Consider the following 17,970-nt stretch of genomic DNA (forward strand, 5'->3'; position numbering starts at 1 on the left):
TGATCCGGGGGCGATGGGGAGAACTCCCCGTCGGCGCGAGGAGTCTGCGTGCAGACCCGTGCGACCATGGGCGCATGTCGATGGATGTCGCGATCTCCTTCCTGATGGGCCTGGTCGTGGCCGGAGCAGGAGCGGCGCTGCTGCTCCTCGCGGCATGGTTCCGCTGGGGCCGGTCGACGGCGGCCCGTCGATGGGCACGACGAATCCACATCGATCAGGCCGCCAACTACGCCGCCGTGGAGGCCCTCGCGCTGGCGTGGACGCCGATGATCGCGCAGACCCTTCTCCTCGCAGCGCCGGCGATCCCGCTCGTGGCCCTGCTCGGTCGCGGTTCGGAGGCGGCGAGCACGGTGATCGGGGTGCTGGTGATCGTCGAGCTGGTCCTCTGGATGGCCATGCTCCTGCTGACCGTCTATCGCTGGATACTGCCCCTGTGGATGTACCCGGCCTGGCTGCGGGAGACCCGCCGTGCCGAGGTCGAGCACCTCAAGGCGCAGCGAGGCCGTCGCCGCTGAGCCGGAGGCGGCCTCAGCGCGTCGCCGGCGTCTGGTCGATCTTCCCGTAGGTCATCCGGCGCAGCAGCCTCTCGGCCGGGCCGCGCATCCCGCGCGCTCCCATCCACGCCGCGATCGGCAGCGACACCAGCCACACCGCGAACGCGATCGCGAGCGCCGGGGCGGTGGAGAGCGTGCCGCCGAGACCCAGCCCCCACGAGGCCATCAGCGGCGCGAGCAGCAGCGACTGGAACAGGTAGAAGGTCAGCGAGCGCTGCCCGACCGCGGCGAGGGTCCGCTCGAGGACGCCGAGGTCGCGGCTGCGGTCCGGTGCGCTCTCTTCGCGGGGCACGCCGTAGGCGCGCTCGGCGGGGGAGAGGTCCCGGTCGGCCGACGGGTCGGGTCGATGCGCCTCGTCGGCGGGCTTTCGGCCTTCGAGGCGCAGGGCGAGCAGCCCGAACAGGGCCGCGTAGCCGATCCCGCAGGCGATGCCGGTGAGCGAGGTGAGCCCCGTCAGCATCCACGGCGCCGCGGCGGGCAGCTCGTAGAGGTCGAGGATCGCGGCCGCCTCCGGCGCGCCGCCGAGCCAGCCGATCGCGATGCCGATCACCGCGGTGCGCCGCAGCAGGCGCACGTGACGCCACGGCTCGTCGAGGATCCGTCGGCGGGCCGCGAGCCAGCCCAGCAGGATCGGCAGCGGCGCCCCCATCAGCGCTGCGAAGGGCAGCGCCACCGCCCACAGCCCGAGCCGATACAGCACCGAGACGAGATAGGGGGTGTCGTAGGCGACGGGGCGGACGAAGCCGGTGCCCATGTCCGTCGCCGCCATCTCGGCAGTCACCTCGGCCGGCACGAAGTACGTCAGTGCCACGCCGCTGAACATGCTGAACAGTGCGAACAGCGCCATCACCGCCGCGAGCACGATCACCCAGATGCGCAGGGTGCGGGAGCGTCGGCCGAAGAACCACCACACCAGCACCAGCGCGCTGACCGCGTACACCCCGAGGATGTCCCCGTAGAACAGCAGCGCCGCGTGCAGTGCCCCCAGCAGCAGCATCGCCCAGTGGCGACGGCGCATCATCACCCGCACCGCGCCGGGGGCGAGGCCGCGGTCGATCCGCGAGCGGTAGAACTGCACCATCCCGTAGCCGAACAGGAACGCGAACAGCGGCATCGCCCGGTGATCCACCGCGACCGTCATCACCGCCTGCGCGATCGAGTCCAGCGGCCCGTCGGCCGGGATGTGCGGGGTGCCGCCGACGGGCTCCGAGGATCGCCACAGGTACCAGGAGACGTTGGCCACCGCGATCAGCGCGAGCATCAGCCCGCGCGCGACATCGGGGGCGAGGGATCGGGGCGGCGCTGACGAGGGGTCGGGAGCGTGCGCGGAGACGGGAGCGGAGGTCACGGCAGGGCCTTCCGGAGCGGCGGACGTCGTGCCCGTCACACTAGTGCGCAGGCGCCCGCACGCCCCACGACGAAAGTCATGGATCGGGCTCTCGATCGGTGGTGGGAAGCACCTCTCCGAGGCGGGCCGGAGGGCGCCGGGCGAGCCTTCGATGCCTAGACTGGAGGGCACACGACGACGACCCTTGAGGAGCAAGTGAGGCTGCGGTGAACGACCACCTGAAGACGACGGTCCAGGCGATCAACTGGAACCGGATCCCGGACCCGAAGGACCAGGAGGTCTGGGACCGCCTGACCGGCAACTTCTGGCTTCCCGAGAAGGTGCCGCTGTCCAACGACGTCCAGTCCTGGAACCGTCTGACCGAGTCCGAGCAGCAGCTGGTGATGCGCGTGTTCACGGGCCTGACCCTGCTGGACACGGTGCAGGGCACGGTGGGCGCGGTCTCTCTGATCCCCGACGCGATCACGCCCCATGAGGAGGCGGTGTACACCAACATCGCGTTCATGGAGTCCGTGCACGCGAAGTCGTACTCCCAGATCTTCTCGACGCTGTCGAACACCAAGCAGATCGACGAGGCCTTCCGCTGGAGCGAGTTCAACGAGCCGCTGCAGAAGAAGGCGAACATCGTCATGGACTACTACCAGGGCGACGACCCGGAGAAGCGCAAGGTCGCCTCGACCCTGCTGGAGTCCTTCCTGTTCTACTCCGGCTTCTACCTGCCGATGCACTACTCCAGCCGCGGCGAGCTGACGAACACGGCGGACATCATCCGCCTGATCATCCGCGACGAGGCCGTGCACGGCTACTACATCGGCTACAAGTTCCAGAAGGCCGTGGAGAAGGCCGACGCCGCCCGCCAGGCGGAGCTGAAGGACTACACCTTCTCGCTGCTCATGGAGCTGTACGACAACGAGGAGGAGTACACCGAGGACCTCTACGACCCGGTCGGCTGGACCGAGGAGGTCAAGACCTTCCTGCGCTACAACGCGAACAAGGCGCTGATGAACCTCGGCTACGAGGCCCTGTTCCCGCAGGACCAGGTCGAGGTGAACCCCGCGATCCTCGCCTCGCTCTCCCCGAACGCGGACGAGAACCACGACTTCTTCTCCGGCTCCGGCTCGAGCTACGTCATGGGCAAGGCCGTCGAGACCGAGGACGACGACTGGGACTTCTGAGCCCCGGCCGCCTCGGAGGCCCGGAGACGCAGCACGCTGCCTCTCCGGGCCTCCTGCCATCCGCCTGCGCGGGGGTCGACCCGCTGCTGCAGGCCCTGTTCCGAGCCGTCGATCCGCGTCGGCGAGGCCTCGCGATCGTGCACGACCCGATCGCGGTGCGGGAGGATCCGGCGGCGACCTGGTGCTGGCTCGTGCCGCTGAAGTCCGTGCCCGATCGGTACGTGCCGTGAGCGCCGGTCTCCCTGCCGACATGCTGCGTCTGCATCCCGTCACGGACGACGCCGACCGGGTCCTCGCCGCCCACGTCGCCGACGTGGTGGGCGTGCAGCCCGACGGGATCAGGGTGGGGCGGCACTGCCCGTCCTGCGGCGCGGTCTCCCACGGCCGGCCCTGGGCGCGGGTCGTGGGTACAGCCGACGGGGGCACGGGGACCTGGGGCAGGGCGGACGGGCGGGCGACCGCAGGGCGAGGCGCTGCCACGAGCCCGCGTCCGGTGCTCGGCGTGAGCCTTTCCCGCTCGGGCCCGCATCTGCTCACCGCCGTGCGCGTCGGCGGCGGGATCGGGGTGGACCTCGAGGAGATCGCGGCGGTCGACCGCGGCTGGGACCCCGCCCTCGTGCTGCACCCGGCGGAGGTCGGCCAGGACCGCACCGCCGAGGGCCGGGCCCTGATCTGGGCCGGCAAGGAGGCGGTGCTCAAGCTCCTCGGCACCGGGCTGCGCACCCCGATGTCCGAGGTGCGCCTCGCGGAGCATGATCTGCGCGAGGTGGAGGCGCCGGCAGGGTTCGTGGCGCAGGTGGCGCTGGCGCAGGAGTGACCGCGCCCCGCCGTCAACTGCGAGGGAACAGAGACCGCAGCCCCCGATGGGTCGGCTCGCGAGAGACCGGCTGATCGGTGAGCTCCGGCAGCTCCTCGTCGTGGAGCCACGCGGCGAACAGGTCCGTGAGGTCCTCGCCGCTCTCGCGCGCGGCATGCTCCTCGAACATCTCTGTGGTCACCGAGCCGCCGAGGTTCTGCGCCAGCCACGACCGGATCAGCGGGAAGAACGTCTCGTCGCCCACGCGGCGGCGCAGGGCGTGCAGGGCCAGGGCGCCGCGCTTGTACAGCCGGTCGTCGAACATCAGCTCCGGACCGGGATCGGCGACCAGCAGGTCCTCGGGCAGCTCCGCGAGCGCCGCGTGGTGGTGGCGAGCCTCCTCCTCGACGGTGGAGCGGCCGGTCTCCTCCGCCCACAGCCATTCGCTGTAGCAGGCGAAGCCCTCGTGCAGCCAGATGTCCTGCCACCGCTCGAGGGTCACGGCGTTGCCGAACCACTGGTGGGACAGCTCATGGGCGATCAGCCGCTCCGCCTCCCAGTCCTCGGCCAGGTGGTTGCGGCCGAAGGTGGACAGCGCCTGGGACTCCAGCGGGATCTCCAGCTCGTCCTCGGTGATCACCGCGGTGTAGGAGGGGAAGGGGTAGGGGCCGTACATGCGCGTGAAAAGCTCGAGCATCTCGGGCTGCCGGGCGAAGCCCGGCGCGAGCTCCTTCGCGCCCACCCCGGCGGGCACCAGGGAGCGCACCGGCACCGACGCCCCACGGTGCGGCACCTCGGTGTACCGGCCGATCTGGACCGTGGCGAGATAGGTCGGCATCGGTACGTCCTGGCGGTAGCTCCAGGTGGTGGCGTTGCCCTTGCGGCGCTTGCCCTCCAGCTCGCCGGAGACGGCGACGTGATAGGCGGGGTTCGCGGCCAGGCTGATCTCGTAGACGGCCTTGTCGTCGGGGCGGTCGTTGCAGGGGAACCAGGAGGGGGCGCCGTGAGGCTGGGCGGCGACGATCACCCCGTCCTCCAGCTCCTCCCAGCCGGTCGGCCCGTGCAGGCGCGAGCGGACCGGGCGCGGCTTGCCGCCGTAGCGCACCTCGACAGTGGCCTCCTGCCCCGCGGTGAACGAGGACTTCACGGTGAGGTCGCCGCCGTGGTGGCTGTGCTTGATCGGCTTCCCGTCGAGCTGCACGGAGGAGACCTGCAGGCCGTAGAGGTCCAGGTGCAGCGCGCCGGTGTCCTCGTGCACCTGGCAGCTCAGGGTCGCGGTGCCGTCCAGACGGTTCGTCTCGACCTTGTAGGCGAGGTCGAGCGCGTACCGCTGCACGGAGTAGGAGGCGTCGCCGTGCCCCGGGAGATAGGGGTCGCTGCCCGGTCGGGTGGTGCTCATGCGCGCTCCTCCATGTGCTCGCGCTCGCGCGCGTCGTCCTCGTCGTCGTGCTCGTCGGCGGTGCCGTCCAGCGGGGCGTCGTCGTCGGCCCAGGGGCCGATCGGGTTGCCGGTCCAGCGGGTCCCGGTCGGCACGCGCTCGCCGTGATCCCGCGGTGTTCCCTCTCCGATCCCGCAACGCTCCCTCTGCGGAGGGGCGGACGCGCGCGGACCAGCGGAGGGGCCGAGCGGCAGGGGACGATTCATGGGAGGCGGCCGGACCGGGAAGGCAGTACCGGATCAACGCTCCGACCGATGGGTCGGTCGCGAATGCCGGAACATGAATGCACAGAGCGTTACATTGGATACGCACACCCTTCCCCGATCTCAAGGAGTTTCACCATGGGACTCATCGGTCTGATCATCTCCTGGCTGATCATCGGCGCGATCATCGGGCTCCTCGCCCGCGCCGTCATGCCCGGCAAGCAGAGCATGGGCCTGGGCATGACCATCGTCCTCGGCGTCATCGGCGCGATCGTCGGCGGCTTCATCGGCAGCCTCTTCGGCGGCGACGGCATCTCGGGAATCATGAACAACCCGTGGAGCATCGGCACGATCCTGCTCGCCGTGATCGGCGCGATCGTCGTCATGGTGATCTACGGACTCGCGACCAAGAACCGCGCCTGATCCCTGGGGGCGCGGCCTGTCCGCGCCCTACCTCCGCCGCGCCGTCCCGGGACCCCGGGGCGGCGCGGCGCCGTTCGTGGAGGGGAACGCGGGAAATCCCCGCACCGATGGGCGAGGCTGAGGGCATGACCTCCACCGACCCGCAGGCCACCGCATCCCCGGTGATCACCGCCGATCTCACACGCGCCGGTCGCGCTCTCGCCCAGGTCTCCGCCGCCGTGCTCGCGGCGCGCACGGGACTGGAGGCGGAGGACGTCCTCGCCTTCGAGCGCGGCCGCCAGGACCTCGACGAGGAGCGCCAGGAGATCCTGCGCGCAGGCCTCGAGGAGCTCGGCGTCGAGTTCCTCCCGGCCGACGACGAGGCCGGCGTCGGCCACGGCGTGCGCCAGAAGTTCAACCCCCGCACCGCCAGGCGCATCGAGAACTGGGAGAACGAGGGCGGCCCCGCTCTCGAGGACGACATCTGAGCCGCCCGGCGGGAGGCCGTCACAGCGGCACGTCGGCCGTGCGACGGCCGGTGACCTCAACGGTGCGCCGCCCCGCGGACCAGCGGGCCGTGTCCTCGCGCAGGTCCTCGAGGTCCGAAGGGGCCACCAGCACGGTGAGCAGCGCGGCGCGTGCCCCGTACTCGGTGGGCTCCACCGCCGCGCCGCGGGCGGCGGCCCAGATGCGCACCGCGTTCTCCGCGATCCCCGCATCGACCGGCGGCACCTCGATCCGCGCCTCCAGCAGCTCCGTGCGCCGCAGCAGCGTCGCCGCGGCGACGGCCTGCTCGACGCCGGCGGTGTAGGCGCGCACCAGCCCGCCCGCCCCGAGCTTCACCCCGCCGAAATAGCGGATCACGATCGCGAAGACGTCCACGAGATCGGCGTGCAGCAGCGACTGCAGCATCGGCATGCCCGCAGTCCCGGAGGGCTCCCCGTCGTCGTTGCTGCGATGGACCTCTGCCCGTTCGGCCGTCTCCTCGAGCACGAGGGCGGTGCAGTGGTGGCGGGCGCCCGGATGCTCGGCGCGGGCGGCACGCAGCAGGGCGTCGGCCTGCTCGACCTCGCCGACCCGGTGCAGCCGGGTGAGGAAGCGGGACTTCTTCTCCACCAGCTCGGTCTCGACATCGGCGGCGAGGACGAGGGGAGAGTGCATGCAGGCGAGTCTAGGCGTGCCGGTCACGGCATGTGCCTGCCGGTCGGGGCCCCCGCCGGATAGCCTGTCGGTGTCGTCGGGGGTCGGCATCCGCTCCTCGTGACCGTCCCACTGCGCGATCCCCCCAGGAGCATCCCGTGACACAGCCGCCCTCATACTCCGGTCCGCTCGCCCCGCCGCCCGGCGGAGGCTGGAACCAGCCCGGCCCGCAGCCCGGTGGCGCGCCCCAGCCCGGCGGCTGGAACCAGTCCGCGGCCGCCCCGGCGAAGAAGCCGTCGAAGGCGCCCAAGGTCCTGATCATCCTCGGCGCCGTGATCATCGGGCTCAGCCTCGTGATCGGGATCGTGACGGCCGTGATCGGGTTCGGCCAGGTCGCCAGCGGCGCCGAGAAGTATCAGATCCTCGAGAGCGGCTCCGGCACATACACCGCCGAGGCCGACGAGACGGTGCAGCTGTACGCCGAGGAGGGCACGCCCGCTCCGCAGTGCACGATCGACGGCCCAGCGGTCGGCGAGGGCACCATCCAGACCAGCGGCTTCGGCAACGAGGGACGCGAATGGGACTCCTTCGACTCCTTCACCGCCGAGGAGGCCGGCGACTACACGATCGACTGCGGCGGCACGCCCGTGATGATCGGCCCGCCCGTCTCGATCGGCGGCATCTTCGCCGGCCTCGGCGGGATCTTCCTCGCCATCGGCGGCGGCGTGCTCGGCTTCCTGCTGCTGGTGGTCGGCGTGATCATCCTGCTCGTGCGTCGCGGCCGCGACTGAGCCGGACTGGTGCGCCCGCACAGCGTCGGCGAGACCGCTGCGGACGGGCGCCCGCCGGCCCGCGGACGCCGCACGCCGGGGATGCACGACGGGCCCGGCAGGAGCGATGCTCCTGCCGGGCCCGTCGGCCGCTCAGCGCAGGGGCTGCGCGGGCGGGACGCTCAGGCGTCCTCGGTGATCAGCGGGTACACGCCGTTCTCGTCATGGACCTCGCGCCCGGTCACGGGCGGGTTGAACACGCACACGCACTTGATCTCGGTGCGGGGGCGCACCTTGTGCTTGTCGTGGTCGTTGAGCAGGTACAGCGTGCCGGGGGCCAGCTCGTGGATCTCACCGGTGGCGAGGTCCTCGATGGTGCCCTCGCCCTGCGTGATGAAGACGGCCTCGATGTGGTTGGCGTACCAGAAGAAGCTCTCGGTGCCGGCGTAGAGGGTGGTCTCGTGGACGGAGAAGCCCACTCCCTCCTTCGCCAGGATGATGCGCTTGGAGCGCCAGTTCTCCGACTTGATGTCGGCGTCGGTGTCCTCGACCTCGGCGAGAGTGCGAACGAGCATGGTGGGTGGTCCTTCCGGTGGGGATTCTCTGGTCGTGGTCCGCGGGCGCGCAGGGCGACCCGCGGGCGTCGGCCCGACGCGCGAGGCGACGGGCCGACGGGGAGCGGGGCCGAGGCGGCCGCGCGCGGGACCGTCGGACCTGGGGTCTTCGGGGACCCCGGGCCTCCGGGCCCCGGACGCTTCGGGCTCGAGGCGCCTCGGACGGTGGCGCCTCAGGCGGCGGCGAGGGCCTCGTCGACGGCGGCCTCGATGATGTCCAGCCCCTTCTCGAGCAGCTCCTCGGGGATGGTGAGCGCGGGCAGCAGCTTCACGACCTCGTCGGAGGGGCCGGAGGTCTCCACCAGCAGGCCCTCCTCGAAGGCGCGCGCGGCGATCGCGCCGGCGATCTCGCCGGAGGGCATCTGCAGGCCACGGGCGAGACCGCGGCCCTTGACCACGAGCTCGTGGTCGGCGTGGCGGGCCGCGATCCGGTTGAAGCGCGACTCGACGTAGGCGCCCTTGGCCTCGGTGGACCGCTGCAGCTCGTCATCGCTCCAGAACAGCTCGATGGCCTTGGTGGCGGTGGCGAAGGCGGGGCCGAAGCCGCGGAAGGTGCCGTTGTGCTCGCCGGGCTCCCAGATGTCCAGCTCGGGCTTGATCAGGGTGAGCGCGAGCGGGTGGCCGTAGCCGCTGATCGACTTCGACAGGGTGACCATATCGGGCTCGATCCCGGCCTCCTCGAAGCTGAAGAATCCGCCGGTGCGGCCGCAGCCCATCTGGATGTCGTCGACGATCAGCAGGATCTCGTGCTCCTTGCACAGGTCCGCGAGGCCCCGCAGCCACTCGGCGCGGGCGGCGTTGATGCCGCCCTCGCCCTGCACCGTCTCGACGATCACGGCGGCGGGCTTGTTCAGCCCGGAGCCGCCGTCGGTGAGCAGGCGCTCGAGGTACATGAAGTCGGGGACGACCTGGCCGAAGTAGTCGTCGAAGGGCATCGGGGTGGAGTGCACCAGCGGGATGCCGGCACCGCCGCGCTTCATCGAGTTGCCGGTGACGGACAGCGCACCGAGGGTCATGCCGTGGAAGCCGTTGGTGAAGCTCACGACGGACTCGCGCCCGGTGACCTTGCGGGCCAGCTTCAGCGCGGCCTCGACCGCGTTGGTGCCGCCGGGGCCGGGGAAGGCGACCTTGTAGTCCAGGCCGCGGGGCCTCAGGATCTTCTCGTCGAAGGTCTGGAGGAACTCGCGGCGCACGTCGGTGAACATGTCCAGGCCGTGCACCACGCGGTCCTCGAGGTAGTGGTCGATGACGACCTTCTTGAGCTCGGGGTGGTTGTGGCCGTAGTTCAGGGTGCCGGCGCCGGCGAAGAAGTCGATGTACTCCTTGCCGTCCTCGGCGGTCAGCACGGAGCCCTTGGCGCGGGTGAACACGGCGGGCCAGCCGCGGGAGTAGGAGCGGACTCCGGACTCGAGCTCGGTCGGGTCGACGGACGGGGCGCCGGCCTGGTCGGCCGGCTGGCGCTTCGCGGTGGTCTCGGTCGGGGCGGTCGTGGTCATGCCATCTCCTCGGGTGGGGTGGTGCGGTGGTCTGCGGGGAGCAGGAGGGCGCGCGGAGGCGCCCCTGCCCGGTGGTGGGGCACGGGTGGGGAGCTCAGTTCCCGGCGTGCAGGGGACTGATCGTGTGGAGCAGCTCCGCGCCGTGCCCGGCGTCCGGGAAGTGCTCCTCGGTGATCAGCTCGGTGATCTCCTCGCTCGCGCCGTGACGGCGGGCGAAGGAGGCGAAGAGCCGCTGCGAGGCGGTGTTGTCCTCCGTGATGGTGGTCTCGAGCCGCCTCACCTGCGGGAGCTCCTCGAGCAGGGCGTCGAGCATCCGGCCGGCGACCTGCTTGCCGCGCTGGGAGGCGTCCACCGCGATCTGCCAGACGAAGAGCGTCTCGGGCGCGGCGGGACGGAGGTACCCGAGCACGAAGCCCACGCCCTCCCCGTCCCGCACGGCGAGGCGCGAGGTGGCCGCGAAGTCGCGGGCCAGCAGGAGGTAGGCGTAGGAGGTGTTCAGGTCGAGCGTGCCGCTGTCGCGGGCCAGGCGCCACATGGCGGCGCCGTCGGCCAGGGACGGGGGCCGGATCTGAAGGCCGGGGCTGTCTCCCGCGGCCTGATCGGTGGGTGAAGGGTGGTCTGCGCTGTGCGTCGTCAACGGGCCCATATCGCCGACCACGCTAGCCCGGCGACGCGACGATCGGGACCCCTCGGTCGGGCCGCGGAGGGGGTTCCTCGGTGTGTCGTGACGTAATTGTGACGATCTGGCGTCCGCTCCACGGATTGTCCGACAACCCTGTTCGATGTGTAGCGACCTGCGGCGTTGTCCTGCAGGCCAGTGGGCGGATCTGAGGTGCGCAAGGACGGGAGTGGTGTGCGTCACGTGTCCGTGCACTGGGACACGAGCCTCGCGCGCGCGGGGGCGTAAAGGTCTCCGGCGCCCGGCCCGCCGGGAGGAGAGCCCGGGGAGGGCCCGCCCCTCCCGCTACCGTCGAGCCCATGAACCCCCTCGAATCCCTCAACGAGTTCCTCGGCAGCGCCGAGGGCTGGCTGTGGACCTGGGCAGGGATGCCCGTGGTCATCCTCCTCGGCCTCTACTTCACCGTCCGCACCGGCGTGGTGCAGCTGCGGATGATCCCCGCGATGCTCTCCGCGATCGCGCAGAAGCCCGTGCAGGAGGAGGTCGAAGGCCCCGGCACCGACGCGAAGCGTTCGAAGTCCCTCAGCGCCTTCCAGGCCTTCTCCGTCTCCGCCGCGGCCCGCGTGGGAACCGGCAACATCTCCGGCGTGGCCGGCGCGATCTTCCTCGGCGGCCCCGGCGCGGTGCTGTGGATGTGGGTGATGTGCGTGCTCACCGGCGCGGCGAGCTTCATCGAGTCGACCCTCGCCCAGCTGTGGAAGACCCGCGCGGACGACACCTACAAGGGTGGCCCCGCCTTCTACATCCACCGCGGCCTCGGCTCGCGCGGCTTCGGCGCCTTCTTCGCGGTGCTGTTCATCTTCTGCTTCGCCTTCGCCTTCACCTCGCTGCAGGCCAACACCATCGTCGACGCCGTCACCGGCGCGGTTGCCCTGTACACCGACCCCGACGGCCTGCCCTGGCTCGCCCCCGTGCTGGGAATCCTGCTCGCGGCGCTGACCGCGGGGATCATCTTCGGCGGCATGCGCCGCGTGGCGACCGTCGCCCAGAACATGGTCCCGATCATGGCTGGGCTCTATCTGCTGATCGGCATCGTCATCGTCGGCCTGCACCTGGGCGAGCTGCCCCGCGTGCTCACGCAGATCGTCACCGAGTCGGTCTCCCCGCAGGCCGCGATCGGCGGCGGGATCGGCGCCGTGATCGTCAACGGCGTCCAGCGCGGCATGCTCTCGAACGAGGCCGGCATGGGCTCGGTCCCCAACGTCGCCGCGACCGCCTCGGTCAGCCATCCGGTCAAGCAGGGGCTCGTCCAGACCCTCGGCGTCTACTTCGACACCCTGCTGATCTGCTCGATCACCGCGTTCATCGTGCTGGTCTCCTTCCCCGACGTCTCCACCGGAGGTGAGGGCCTGACGATGGTCCAGGAGTCGCTCTCGAGCACCCTCGGGCCGTGGGCCGCGATCCTGCTGGCGCTGATCATGTTCCTGCTCGCCTTCACCTCGGTGCTGGGCAACTTCTCGTACGGCGAGGCGAACATGCACTTCCTGACCTCGAAGCGGGGCTGGCACGTGGCCTTCGGCGTCGCCGTCGTGGCGCTGGTGCTGATGGGCTCCGTGATCGCGGTCGACCTCGCCTGGACCATCGCGGGCGTCTCGATGGTGTTCATCGCCCTGATCAACCTCGTGGTGATCGCGCTGCTCGCCCCGACGGCCGTGAAGCTGCTGAAGCACTACAACGCTCAGCGCGCCCAGGGCCTGGACCCGATCTTCCTCGCCTCCGACCTGCCCGAGATCAAGAACGTCGAGGTCTGGGTCGACGAGGACGTGTGCGACTACCAGGACGCCCGCGAGGAGGCTGCCGCCCGCTGACCTGCGGGACGCGGCGGGGCGGTGGGCCGACGGGCTCGTCGCCCCATGTCCGAAGGGCGTCGAGCCCGTTTCGAAGGGCGCCGACCCCGCCTCGGAGGTTCGTCGCCCCCGCCCCGATGGGCACAGGGTCTTCACGCGCCGCGCCGAGGACGTGCACGCTCTCGGCGCGGCGCGCTCGTAGTCTCGTGCGCGATGAGTAGCAGTACCAGCAGCACCGCGAGCCCTGCGACAGGGACGAGGACCCTCTCGGGCCCCGCGGCCTCGACGAGCCCAGCGAGCGCGACGAGCGCCGCGGCGCCGACGGGAGAGCCGACCCGTCAGCACTGGATGGACCTCCTGCGGGGCACGGCGATCCTGCTGGTGATCGCACACCACCTGCGCCTGGTCCAGCAGATCTGGGACGGCGGCACGCCCTGGGCGATGGTCGAGCTGTCCGAGGCGCTGGCCCCCTTCCGGATGCCGGCGCTGCTGTTCGCCTCCGGTCTGCTGCTGGCCCGCCCGGCCGCTTCCTCGCCGGGAAGCTTCGCGGCCTGCTGTGGCCGTGGCTGCTGTGGTCCGCGGTGATGCTGCCGATCCTCGGCTGGGGCCACGCTGACGAGCCGCTGTGGTGGCTGAACGGGATGTACACCTGGTTCCTCGCCGCGCTGTTCTGCTACTACGTGATCGGGCTGGTCACGAGGCGGATTCATTCCGGCTGGGTGGCGCTCGCCTCGGTGGTGGCGTGGATGGCGCTGCCGCTGCTGGGGGTGGCGCACGACATGGTCGGGCCGCGCCCGGACAAGTTCGTGTTCTATGCGGTGTTCTTCTTCGCGGGCGCCGCGCTGCGCCCGGTGCTCGCCCGCGGGCCGGTGCCCTGGATCGTGACGGTGCCCGCGCTCGCCGTCGCGGCGGCCTGGGCGCTGCACGCCGCCCGGATCGACGTCGAGCCGCAGGTGCCCGTGCTCACCCAGGTCGTGGTGCTGCTGGCCGTGGTGGGAGCAGTGGGCGTGCTCCAGCGGCTCCCGCGCCTACGCGCGCTGCGCCCCGTGGAGTGGCTGGGCCGCAACTCGATCGTCCCGTATCTGGTGCACCTGCCGGTGATCGAGCTGCTCGGCCGGCACATCGACCTGCCCGCCGGGCCGGGGACGTTCGCGCTGTACTACGCGGTGACCATCGGCGTCTGCGTGCTCGCGGTGCTGCTGCGGCCAGTCACCGGTTTCCTCTATGCGTTCCCGGCGCGGAAGGCCGCGGGGGCGCCCGCTGCGGCGGCTGGCGAGGTGGTCTCCCAGGCCGCGGAGCCCGTCGTCGATCGCGCCGTCGACGCGATGCCTGCGGCAGGCGCCGCCCCCGTGGGCGAGGCCGCCCCTGCCTGCACGCGCCGGTAGGATGGGCAGGCCCGCTCGGCGGGCACGGGCCTGTAGCTCAGTCGGCAGAGCATCGGACTTTTAATCCGCGGGTCGAGGGTTCGATCCCCTCCGGGCCCACCGCAGGTCAGATCGGAGAAGTTTCCTCTAGGGTAAGTGCTTCGAGCCGGAGTTGACAGCAGCTTTGACAGCAACGCGGCTGTGCGGGTGCAGCGTGGCAAGTTGTGGATAGGAACGCCGAGTCGGCACCTTTGTGCAGGCCGTGATTCGTCAAATCGCGGACTTCGGGGGCGCGGCCCCCTTTCAGTCAGTCGAGCAGTCGTCGCCCTCATTGCTATCTGGGGGATCGAAAACTGTAGTGAGTTCGTCTCGGATGACGAGCGCGTTTGCGCAGTTCGTCGGGTATCCAGTCAGTAGATCTCTGTCACCACGGAAAGTGCAGTTCTCCGCTACAAGAGTGATGCTCTCGGCAATCTGGTACATGTAGCCTGACAGTCCGGATGTGTAGAGGCCGTCTTTGCCTTTCGGGTAATTTTCATACTTTGTACGATTGTACTTGACTCCCAGTAGGTCAATGAAGGCCTTCTCGGCATCGGCGATTACCTTCTTTTTCTCGAGAAAGTCGGGCCCGCCGGGGTGTCCAGTCAGTCGGTCCGTCAATGCGAGCGTTCGCACAGATACTGGCTCGATATCGAAGGCGAAGAGGTAGATCTCCTCAGAGATCCGTCCGCCGCCATATATCGCGAACTCGTTATTTAGGATACGCTGGCGAGCTTCGTGTGATCCGCTGAACAAGCGGACGCCAGTGTTGTTTTCATTGGAGATGCCGACGTACAGGAGTTCATAGTTGGTAAATTTTCGTAGATGGTGCAGCCCGGAGATTCCAGGCTTATTCCTCCATCGGTCGAAGAGTAGCTTCTCTGTCGTGAACCAGTCGAGAAGTGGTGCACGATCCGCGTCTACTTCACTCGCGGACCCCTCGTGTATTGAAATGAACTTGTGGCGCTCGTCAAAGGAAAGGGTGATATCGGCGTGAGGGGACGAGGATGGAAGTTCGTCCAGGTTGATCTCGGCGCAATCCTCAACAGTCTCGCCTGTGTCCAGCGTCATCTTCAGGGGGAGTGTTAGGAGGGTCTCATCACTTGAAATCTCCGGATGGCCAAAGAAGATCTGCGGGCGCTTTGCGATCATATAGAAGTTGCTGTCTTCCAGTACAGCTTTCACCTCACTGTCAGATACTATGTATTCTGCTTCAAAGCTTGAAACGGGCGGGTATACAAGTCGCAGGTAGTTCAAGGCGATACGGGACGAGTCCATGCGCTCATTATGCTGCGTGCAGGGGCGATGTGAGGGCGTGATTCCGGCTTAGGGCGCCAGTCAGCGTTGCTCGGGGTTGCGACAGAGCGGCTGTGGTGGTTGGTGCAGCATGTTCGCAGCTCGGCGCATAAGGCCATGAACGTCTTGGCGCGGTCAGAGCGGATCCCCAGCTTTCCGCATTTTGATGCGTTCCTCGTCGGGGCAGCCGTCCCAGCGGTCGCTGAAGTCCTTAGCGATGGCCAGGGCGGCGGTCAGCTCGTAGCTGGCGTCGATGGTCACGTTGACCCGAAGTGCCGCCGTCTCGAGAGCCGTCTGGAAGTAGTGGCAGACCGTCTGCAGGCCCCACAGCTCCTTCAGGATGCCGGCGACCTCGCTGTGTCTGAGGTGGTGTGGCACCGGTACCGCGACGACATCTTCGGCGATTGCCATTAGCAGCTCAACGGTGAGCGGGCGATGGCTGCAGTCGGACGATTCGAGGCCCTCGGACTCCTGCTCCCAGATGTCGGCGACGCTCACTTGCTCCGGAGAGGGGTCGTCATCGACCAACGGGAGGCGGCGCCCCGCGTCGTCGGCGAGGGGCGACTCGCGCGGGATCGAGACCGAGATCGGAGCTGGTCCGCTTCTCGAACTCGGGCTGGAGTCGTCGTGAGCGGAGCCCCTTCGCTCCGAAGCCCTGGTTCCAGATCGGTCGACTCTGACCGATGCGTTCGTACACTTCCTCAGTCCCGATGCGAACGCGGTCGTACTTCTCGTCGCGGAAGAGGGCGACGGTCCCCGCGAACGGCTCCCGGTGCCAAAGCCCGGTGTTGGCCACGTACGCGTACTCCGACACTCCGTCGTCAGCGACGATGATGCCGTTCTCGTCGGGGTGGTGGTCGTGGAAGACGCGGTAGAAGTCGACCATCGTCAGACGTCGCCGAGCAGTAGCGCCCAGGATTCTGCGTACTTCGCCGCGAGCCGGATCCTGGTTGTCTCTTCGAGCAGCGCGGTGCGCTCCGGATCGGTGTTGTCGATGAGGTCTGCGGTCTTCACAACTCGAGCCACCGCATGGGCGCGGATGGCCGCGAAGTAGTCGGCTCGTGCGAGGTCGGGCTTCTTCGTCAGCCGGTCCACCGCCTCGAGGACGAGCTGCGGGAATCCCTGCTCGCGTAGATCCTCATGGGTCACGTCGGTGTCTTCGACGACGTCATGGAGCCAGGCTGCCGCGATGCACTCGGTCCGCAGATCGGCCGGAGCGATGAGCGCTGCGCGCTCCGCGACGCGACGAGGATGGTCGATGTAGTTCAGAACTGACTTGTCGGTCTGCCCGGCATGGGCGCGGTGCGCGATGGCTTCGGCGCGTTCGATGGGATCCAACGGGAACCTCCTGAGGGTGTCTATGTGTGCGGGATGGGGTCGACATGCCAGGGAGTGATCCACTCGGGCGTGCCGTCGGATCGTTCGTTGTGAAGCTGAGCATCGACGACGAGGGAGTGTTCGTCTCGGCCGGTTCCCGCGTTGAACTTGGTGATCGATGCTGCGCGGAAGATGAACGATCCGTGAGTGTGGATGCCCCGTCGGGCGAGTCTGATGAATTCCCGGGCTTCGTCGATCGTCAGGAAGAAGACCCCTTGCGATGCGCCGTTCAGGGAGCGCCATGCGGCGATGTAGCCCACCTCGATCTGGCAGTCGTCAGTGTGGCGTCGCCTCGGCATCCGGTCGACGTACAGGATCGGTCCCGGAAGCGCGGGGGCGGCGTAGGGCGGGCTCGAGGAACTGTGCTGCGCGGCGCGGTCCTCGCGCTCCGGGTTGCTGCCGAAGAACGATTGCTCGGAGAGGTCGCTCTCGGATATGGCGCCGAGGACCTCGAGGGAGGGAACGAGCGGGTGTCGCATAGTGATTCTCCTTGTCGATGCAGTCGGTGGAAACGTAAGTGGATCGGCGCGGAAACGCAAGGTGACCTGCGGATTCGTAGTCTCGTACTTACCGAACCTCGTAGTCTCGTAGATTCGTATTCTCGGTTCCGAAGAGCGCGTCCATGCGCTTCGCAGACTCGTCCTGGAGCGCCGGGATCACGTGCGAGTAGGTGTTCATCGTGACCGCGATGGCGGAGTGCCCGAGCAGCTCCATGACCACCCGAGGGGCGACGCCTTCCGCGAGCAGCAGCGAGGCGCAGGTGTGGCGGAGGTCGTGCAGTTTGACCCGGCGCAGCTTCGCCTTCTTCAGCAGTGCCTCGAAGGCGCGGTTCACGTTGCGGGGCTCGATCGCGGTGCCGGCCTGGGAGGTGAACGCGAGCGTCGCCTGGTCAATGGGTAGCTCGAGCGAAGCAAGCTTCTCTCGCTCGGAGGTGCGGTGACGGATGAGTGCGTCGATGCAGAACCCGGGGAGCACGACACGACGCCGAGAGGTGTCGGTCTTCGGGCTCTTCAGCCGCAGCTCCCCTCGCGACCGCTGGAGTGACTGCACGACGTTGAGGTGGCCGTTGTCGAGGTCGATGTCTCCCCAGCGCAGTCTCAGCGCCTCGCCGCGTCGAAGGCCGAGACCCACGTACAGCGTCCACAGAGCCTCCCAGGAGTTCCCCTGCGCGGCCTTGAGGAGCGTGCGGGATTCGTCGGGAGTCAGCGGCTCGACATCTTGCTTCGGAGGCGTGGGCACCACGACGAGCTGTTCCTGCTGGCGTCTCTCGGTTTCGCGAACGAGGCCGAGCGCGAGGCCAAAGATCTACGGACGCTCCTGACGGCCTACGCTCACGCCGTCGCAAGCGAGCGGCCCAGCCTTCAGGAGGTCGCGAGCTGGCAAAGAGTCACCCCGGGCAACCTGCGGCGTAGGTACTCGCCGATCCACGTAGACGCCGTCAGGTCGCTCCTGAGCGACCGGGTGGTCAAGTCCCCGGAAGTGGTGTAGCGAT

General features: G+C 69.1%; 20 protein-coding genes, 1 tRNA gene and 1 pseudogene. 9 read left to right on the forward strand and 13 right to left on the reverse strand.

Annotated elements, in window-relative coordinates:
• The first annotated feature begins 74 nt into the window (after positions 1-74).
• Positions 75-515, forward strand: a complete 441-nt coding sequence (locus HMPREF3159_RS03720; RefSeq protein WP_070499733.1) for a hypothetical protein — start codon at positions 75-77, stop codon at positions 513-515.
• Between the two features lie 13 nt (positions 516-528).
• On the opposite strand, the gene HMPREF3159_RS03725 is transcribed toward HMPREF3159_RS03720, so the two are convergent.
• Positions 529-1,902, reverse strand: coding sequence for a DUF418 domain-containing protein (locus HMPREF3159_RS03725; protein ID WP_070499734.1), 1,374 nt, complete (start codon positions 1,900-1,902; stop codon positions 529-531).
• Between the two features lie 206 nt (positions 1,903-2,108).
• Here HMPREF3159_RS03725 and nrdF point away from each other — a divergent pair, with 206 nt between their 5' ends.
• Positions 2,109-3,077 (forward strand): class 1b ribonucleoside-diphosphate reductase subunit beta, encoded by a 969-nt coding sequence (gene nrdF, locus HMPREF3159_RS03730; protein ID WP_062947506.1) that lies wholly within the window; start codon positions 2,109-2,111, stop codon positions 3,075-3,077.
• A gap of 250 nt (positions 3,078-3,327) precedes the next feature.
• Entirely contained in the window at positions 3,328-3,894 is a 567-nt protein-coding gene (locus HMPREF3159_RS03735; RefSeq protein WP_141748058.1) for a 4'-phosphopantetheinyl transferase family protein, read from the forward strand.
• Between the two features lie 13 nt (positions 3,895-3,907).
• On the opposite strand, the gene HMPREF3159_RS03740 is transcribed toward HMPREF3159_RS03735, so the two are convergent.
• Together HMPREF3159_RS03740 and HMPREF3159_RS17390 are read right to left on the reverse strand one after the other, a co-directional pair.
• Complete coding sequence (locus HMPREF3159_RS03740) at positions 3,908-5,272, reverse strand: M1 family metallopeptidase (RefSeq protein WP_070499736.1); 1,365 nt, start codon at positions 5,270-5,272, stop codon at positions 3,908-3,910.
• On the reverse strand, positions 5,269-5,406 hold the full coding sequence (locus HMPREF3159_RS17390) for a hypothetical protein (RefSeq protein ID WP_168165364.1): 138 nt from the start codon (positions 5,404-5,406) through the stop codon (positions 5,269-5,271). The genes HMPREF3159_RS03740 and HMPREF3159_RS17390 overlap by 4 nt, the downstream gene beginning before the upstream one ends.
• Before the next feature lie 246 nt (positions 5,407-5,652).
• Here HMPREF3159_RS17390 and HMPREF3159_RS03745 point away from each other — a divergent pair, with 246 nt between their 5' ends.
• A complete protein-coding gene (locus HMPREF3159_RS03745) occupies positions 5,653-5,937 on the forward strand; it encodes a GlsB/YeaQ/YmgE family stress response membrane protein (protein WP_070499737.1) in 285 nt (94 codons plus the stop codon).
• A gap of 125 nt (positions 5,938-6,062) precedes the next feature.
• A complete protein-coding gene (locus tag HMPREF3159_RS03750) occupies positions 6,063-6,404 on the forward strand; it encodes a hypothetical protein (RefSeq protein ID WP_070499752.1) in 342 nt (113 codons plus the stop codon).
• Between the two features lie 19 nt (positions 6,405-6,423).
• Here the strand turns inward: HMPREF3159_RS03750 and HMPREF3159_RS03755 are convergent, their stop codons facing one another.
• Positions 6,424-7,077, reverse strand: coding sequence for an IMPACT family protein (locus tag HMPREF3159_RS03755; RefSeq protein ID WP_070499753.1), 654 nt, complete (start codon positions 7,075-7,077; stop codon positions 6,424-6,426).
• Positions 7,078-7,214: 137 nt separating this feature from the next.
• On the opposite strand from HMPREF3159_RS03755, the gene HMPREF3159_RS03760 reads away from it, so the two are divergent.
• Positions 7,215-7,847 (forward strand): hypothetical protein, encoded by a 633-nt coding sequence (locus tag HMPREF3159_RS03760; RefSeq protein WP_070499738.1) that lies wholly within the window; start codon positions 7,215-7,217, stop codon positions 7,845-7,847.
• A gap of 161 nt (positions 7,848-8,008) precedes the next feature.
• Here the strand turns inward: HMPREF3159_RS03760 and HMPREF3159_RS03765 are convergent, their stop codons facing one another.
• The 3 genes from HMPREF3159_RS03765 to ectA all read right to left on the reverse strand — a co-directional run bounded on the left by HMPREF3159_RS03765 (position 8,009) and on the right by ectA (position 10,582).
• Entirely contained in the window at positions 8,009-8,401 is a 393-nt protein-coding gene (locus HMPREF3159_RS03765; protein ID WP_062947514.1) for an ectoine synthase, read from the reverse strand.
• Positions 8,402-8,613: 212 nt separating this feature from the next.
• Positions 8,614-9,936, reverse strand: a complete 1,323-nt coding sequence (gene ectB, locus HMPREF3159_RS03770) for a diaminobutyrate--2-oxoglutarate transaminase (protein WP_070499739.1) — start codon at positions 9,934-9,936, stop codon at positions 8,614-8,616.
• A 94-nt stretch (positions 9,937-10,030) separates the two neighbouring features.
• Positions 10,031-10,582, reverse strand: coding sequence for a diaminobutyrate acetyltransferase (gene ectA / locus HMPREF3159_RS03775; protein ID WP_083305778.1), 552 nt, complete (start codon positions 10,580-10,582; stop codon positions 10,031-10,033).
• Between the two features lie 332 nt (positions 10,583-10,914).
• Between ectA and HMPREF3159_RS03780 the strand changes: the two genes are divergently transcribed.
• From HMPREF3159_RS03780 to HMPREF3159_RS03795, 3 genes and pseudogenes are all read left to right on the forward strand, one after another.
• Positions 10,915-12,423: an alanine/glycine:cation symporter family protein gene (locus tag HMPREF3159_RS03780; protein ID WP_070499741.1), complete on the forward strand. Its 1,509-nt coding sequence runs from the start codon at positions 10,915-10,917 to the stop codon at positions 12,421-12,423.
• Positions 12,424-12,750: 327 nt separating this feature from the next.
• A pseudogene (locus HMPREF3159_RS03790) lies at positions 12,751-13,787 on the forward strand (acyltransferase family protein).
• Positions 13,788-13,813: 26 nt separating this feature from the next.
• A tRNA-Lys gene (locus HMPREF3159_RS03795) sits at positions 13,814-13,886 on the forward strand.
• A 183-nt stretch (positions 13,887-14,069) separates the two neighbouring features.
• Here HMPREF3159_RS03795 and HMPREF3159_RS16990 read toward each other — a convergent pair.
• The 6 genes from HMPREF3159_RS16990 to HMPREF3159_RS03820 all read right to left on the reverse strand — a co-directional run bounded on the left by HMPREF3159_RS16990 (position 14,070) and on the right by HMPREF3159_RS03820 (position 17,717).
• Positions 14,070-15,083, reverse strand: a complete 1,014-nt coding sequence (locus tag HMPREF3159_RS16990) for a hypothetical protein (RefSeq protein WP_141748059.1) — start codon at positions 15,081-15,083, stop codon at positions 14,070-14,072.
• A gap of 153 nt (positions 15,084-15,236) precedes the next feature.
• On the reverse strand, positions 15,237-15,599 hold the full coding sequence (locus HMPREF3159_RS03800; protein WP_070499744.1) for a hypothetical protein: 363 nt from the start codon (positions 15,597-15,599) through the stop codon (positions 15,237-15,239).
• 19 nt (positions 15,600-15,618) lie between these two features.
• Positions 15,619-15,987: a hypothetical protein gene (locus HMPREF3159_RS03805; protein WP_070499745.1), complete on the reverse strand. Its 369-nt coding sequence runs from the start codon at positions 15,985-15,987 to the stop codon at positions 15,619-15,621.
• A gap of 2 nt (positions 15,988-15,989) precedes the next feature.
• Positions 15,990-16,439 (reverse strand): HD domain-containing protein, encoded by a 450-nt coding sequence (locus HMPREF3159_RS17780; protein ID WP_070499746.1) that lies wholly within the window; start codon positions 16,437-16,439, stop codon positions 15,990-15,992.
• A 20-nt stretch (positions 16,440-16,459) separates the two neighbouring features.
• On the reverse strand, positions 16,460-16,957 hold the full coding sequence (locus HMPREF3159_RS17785) for a hypothetical protein (RefSeq protein WP_070499747.1): 498 nt from the start codon (positions 16,955-16,957) through the stop codon (positions 16,460-16,462).
• A gap of 88 nt (positions 16,958-17,045) precedes the next feature.
• Positions 17,046-17,717, reverse strand: coding sequence for a site-specific integrase (locus tag HMPREF3159_RS03820; protein WP_070499748.1), 672 nt, complete (start codon positions 17,715-17,717; stop codon positions 17,046-17,048).
• Between the last annotated feature and the right edge of the window lie 253 nt (positions 17,718-17,970).

The sequence above is a fragment of the Brachybacterium sp. HMSC06H03 genome (assembly GCF_001807385.1).
Classification (GTDB): domain Bacteria; phylum Actinomycetota; class Actinomycetes; order Actinomycetales; family Dermabacteraceae; genus Brachybacterium; species Brachybacterium conglomeratum.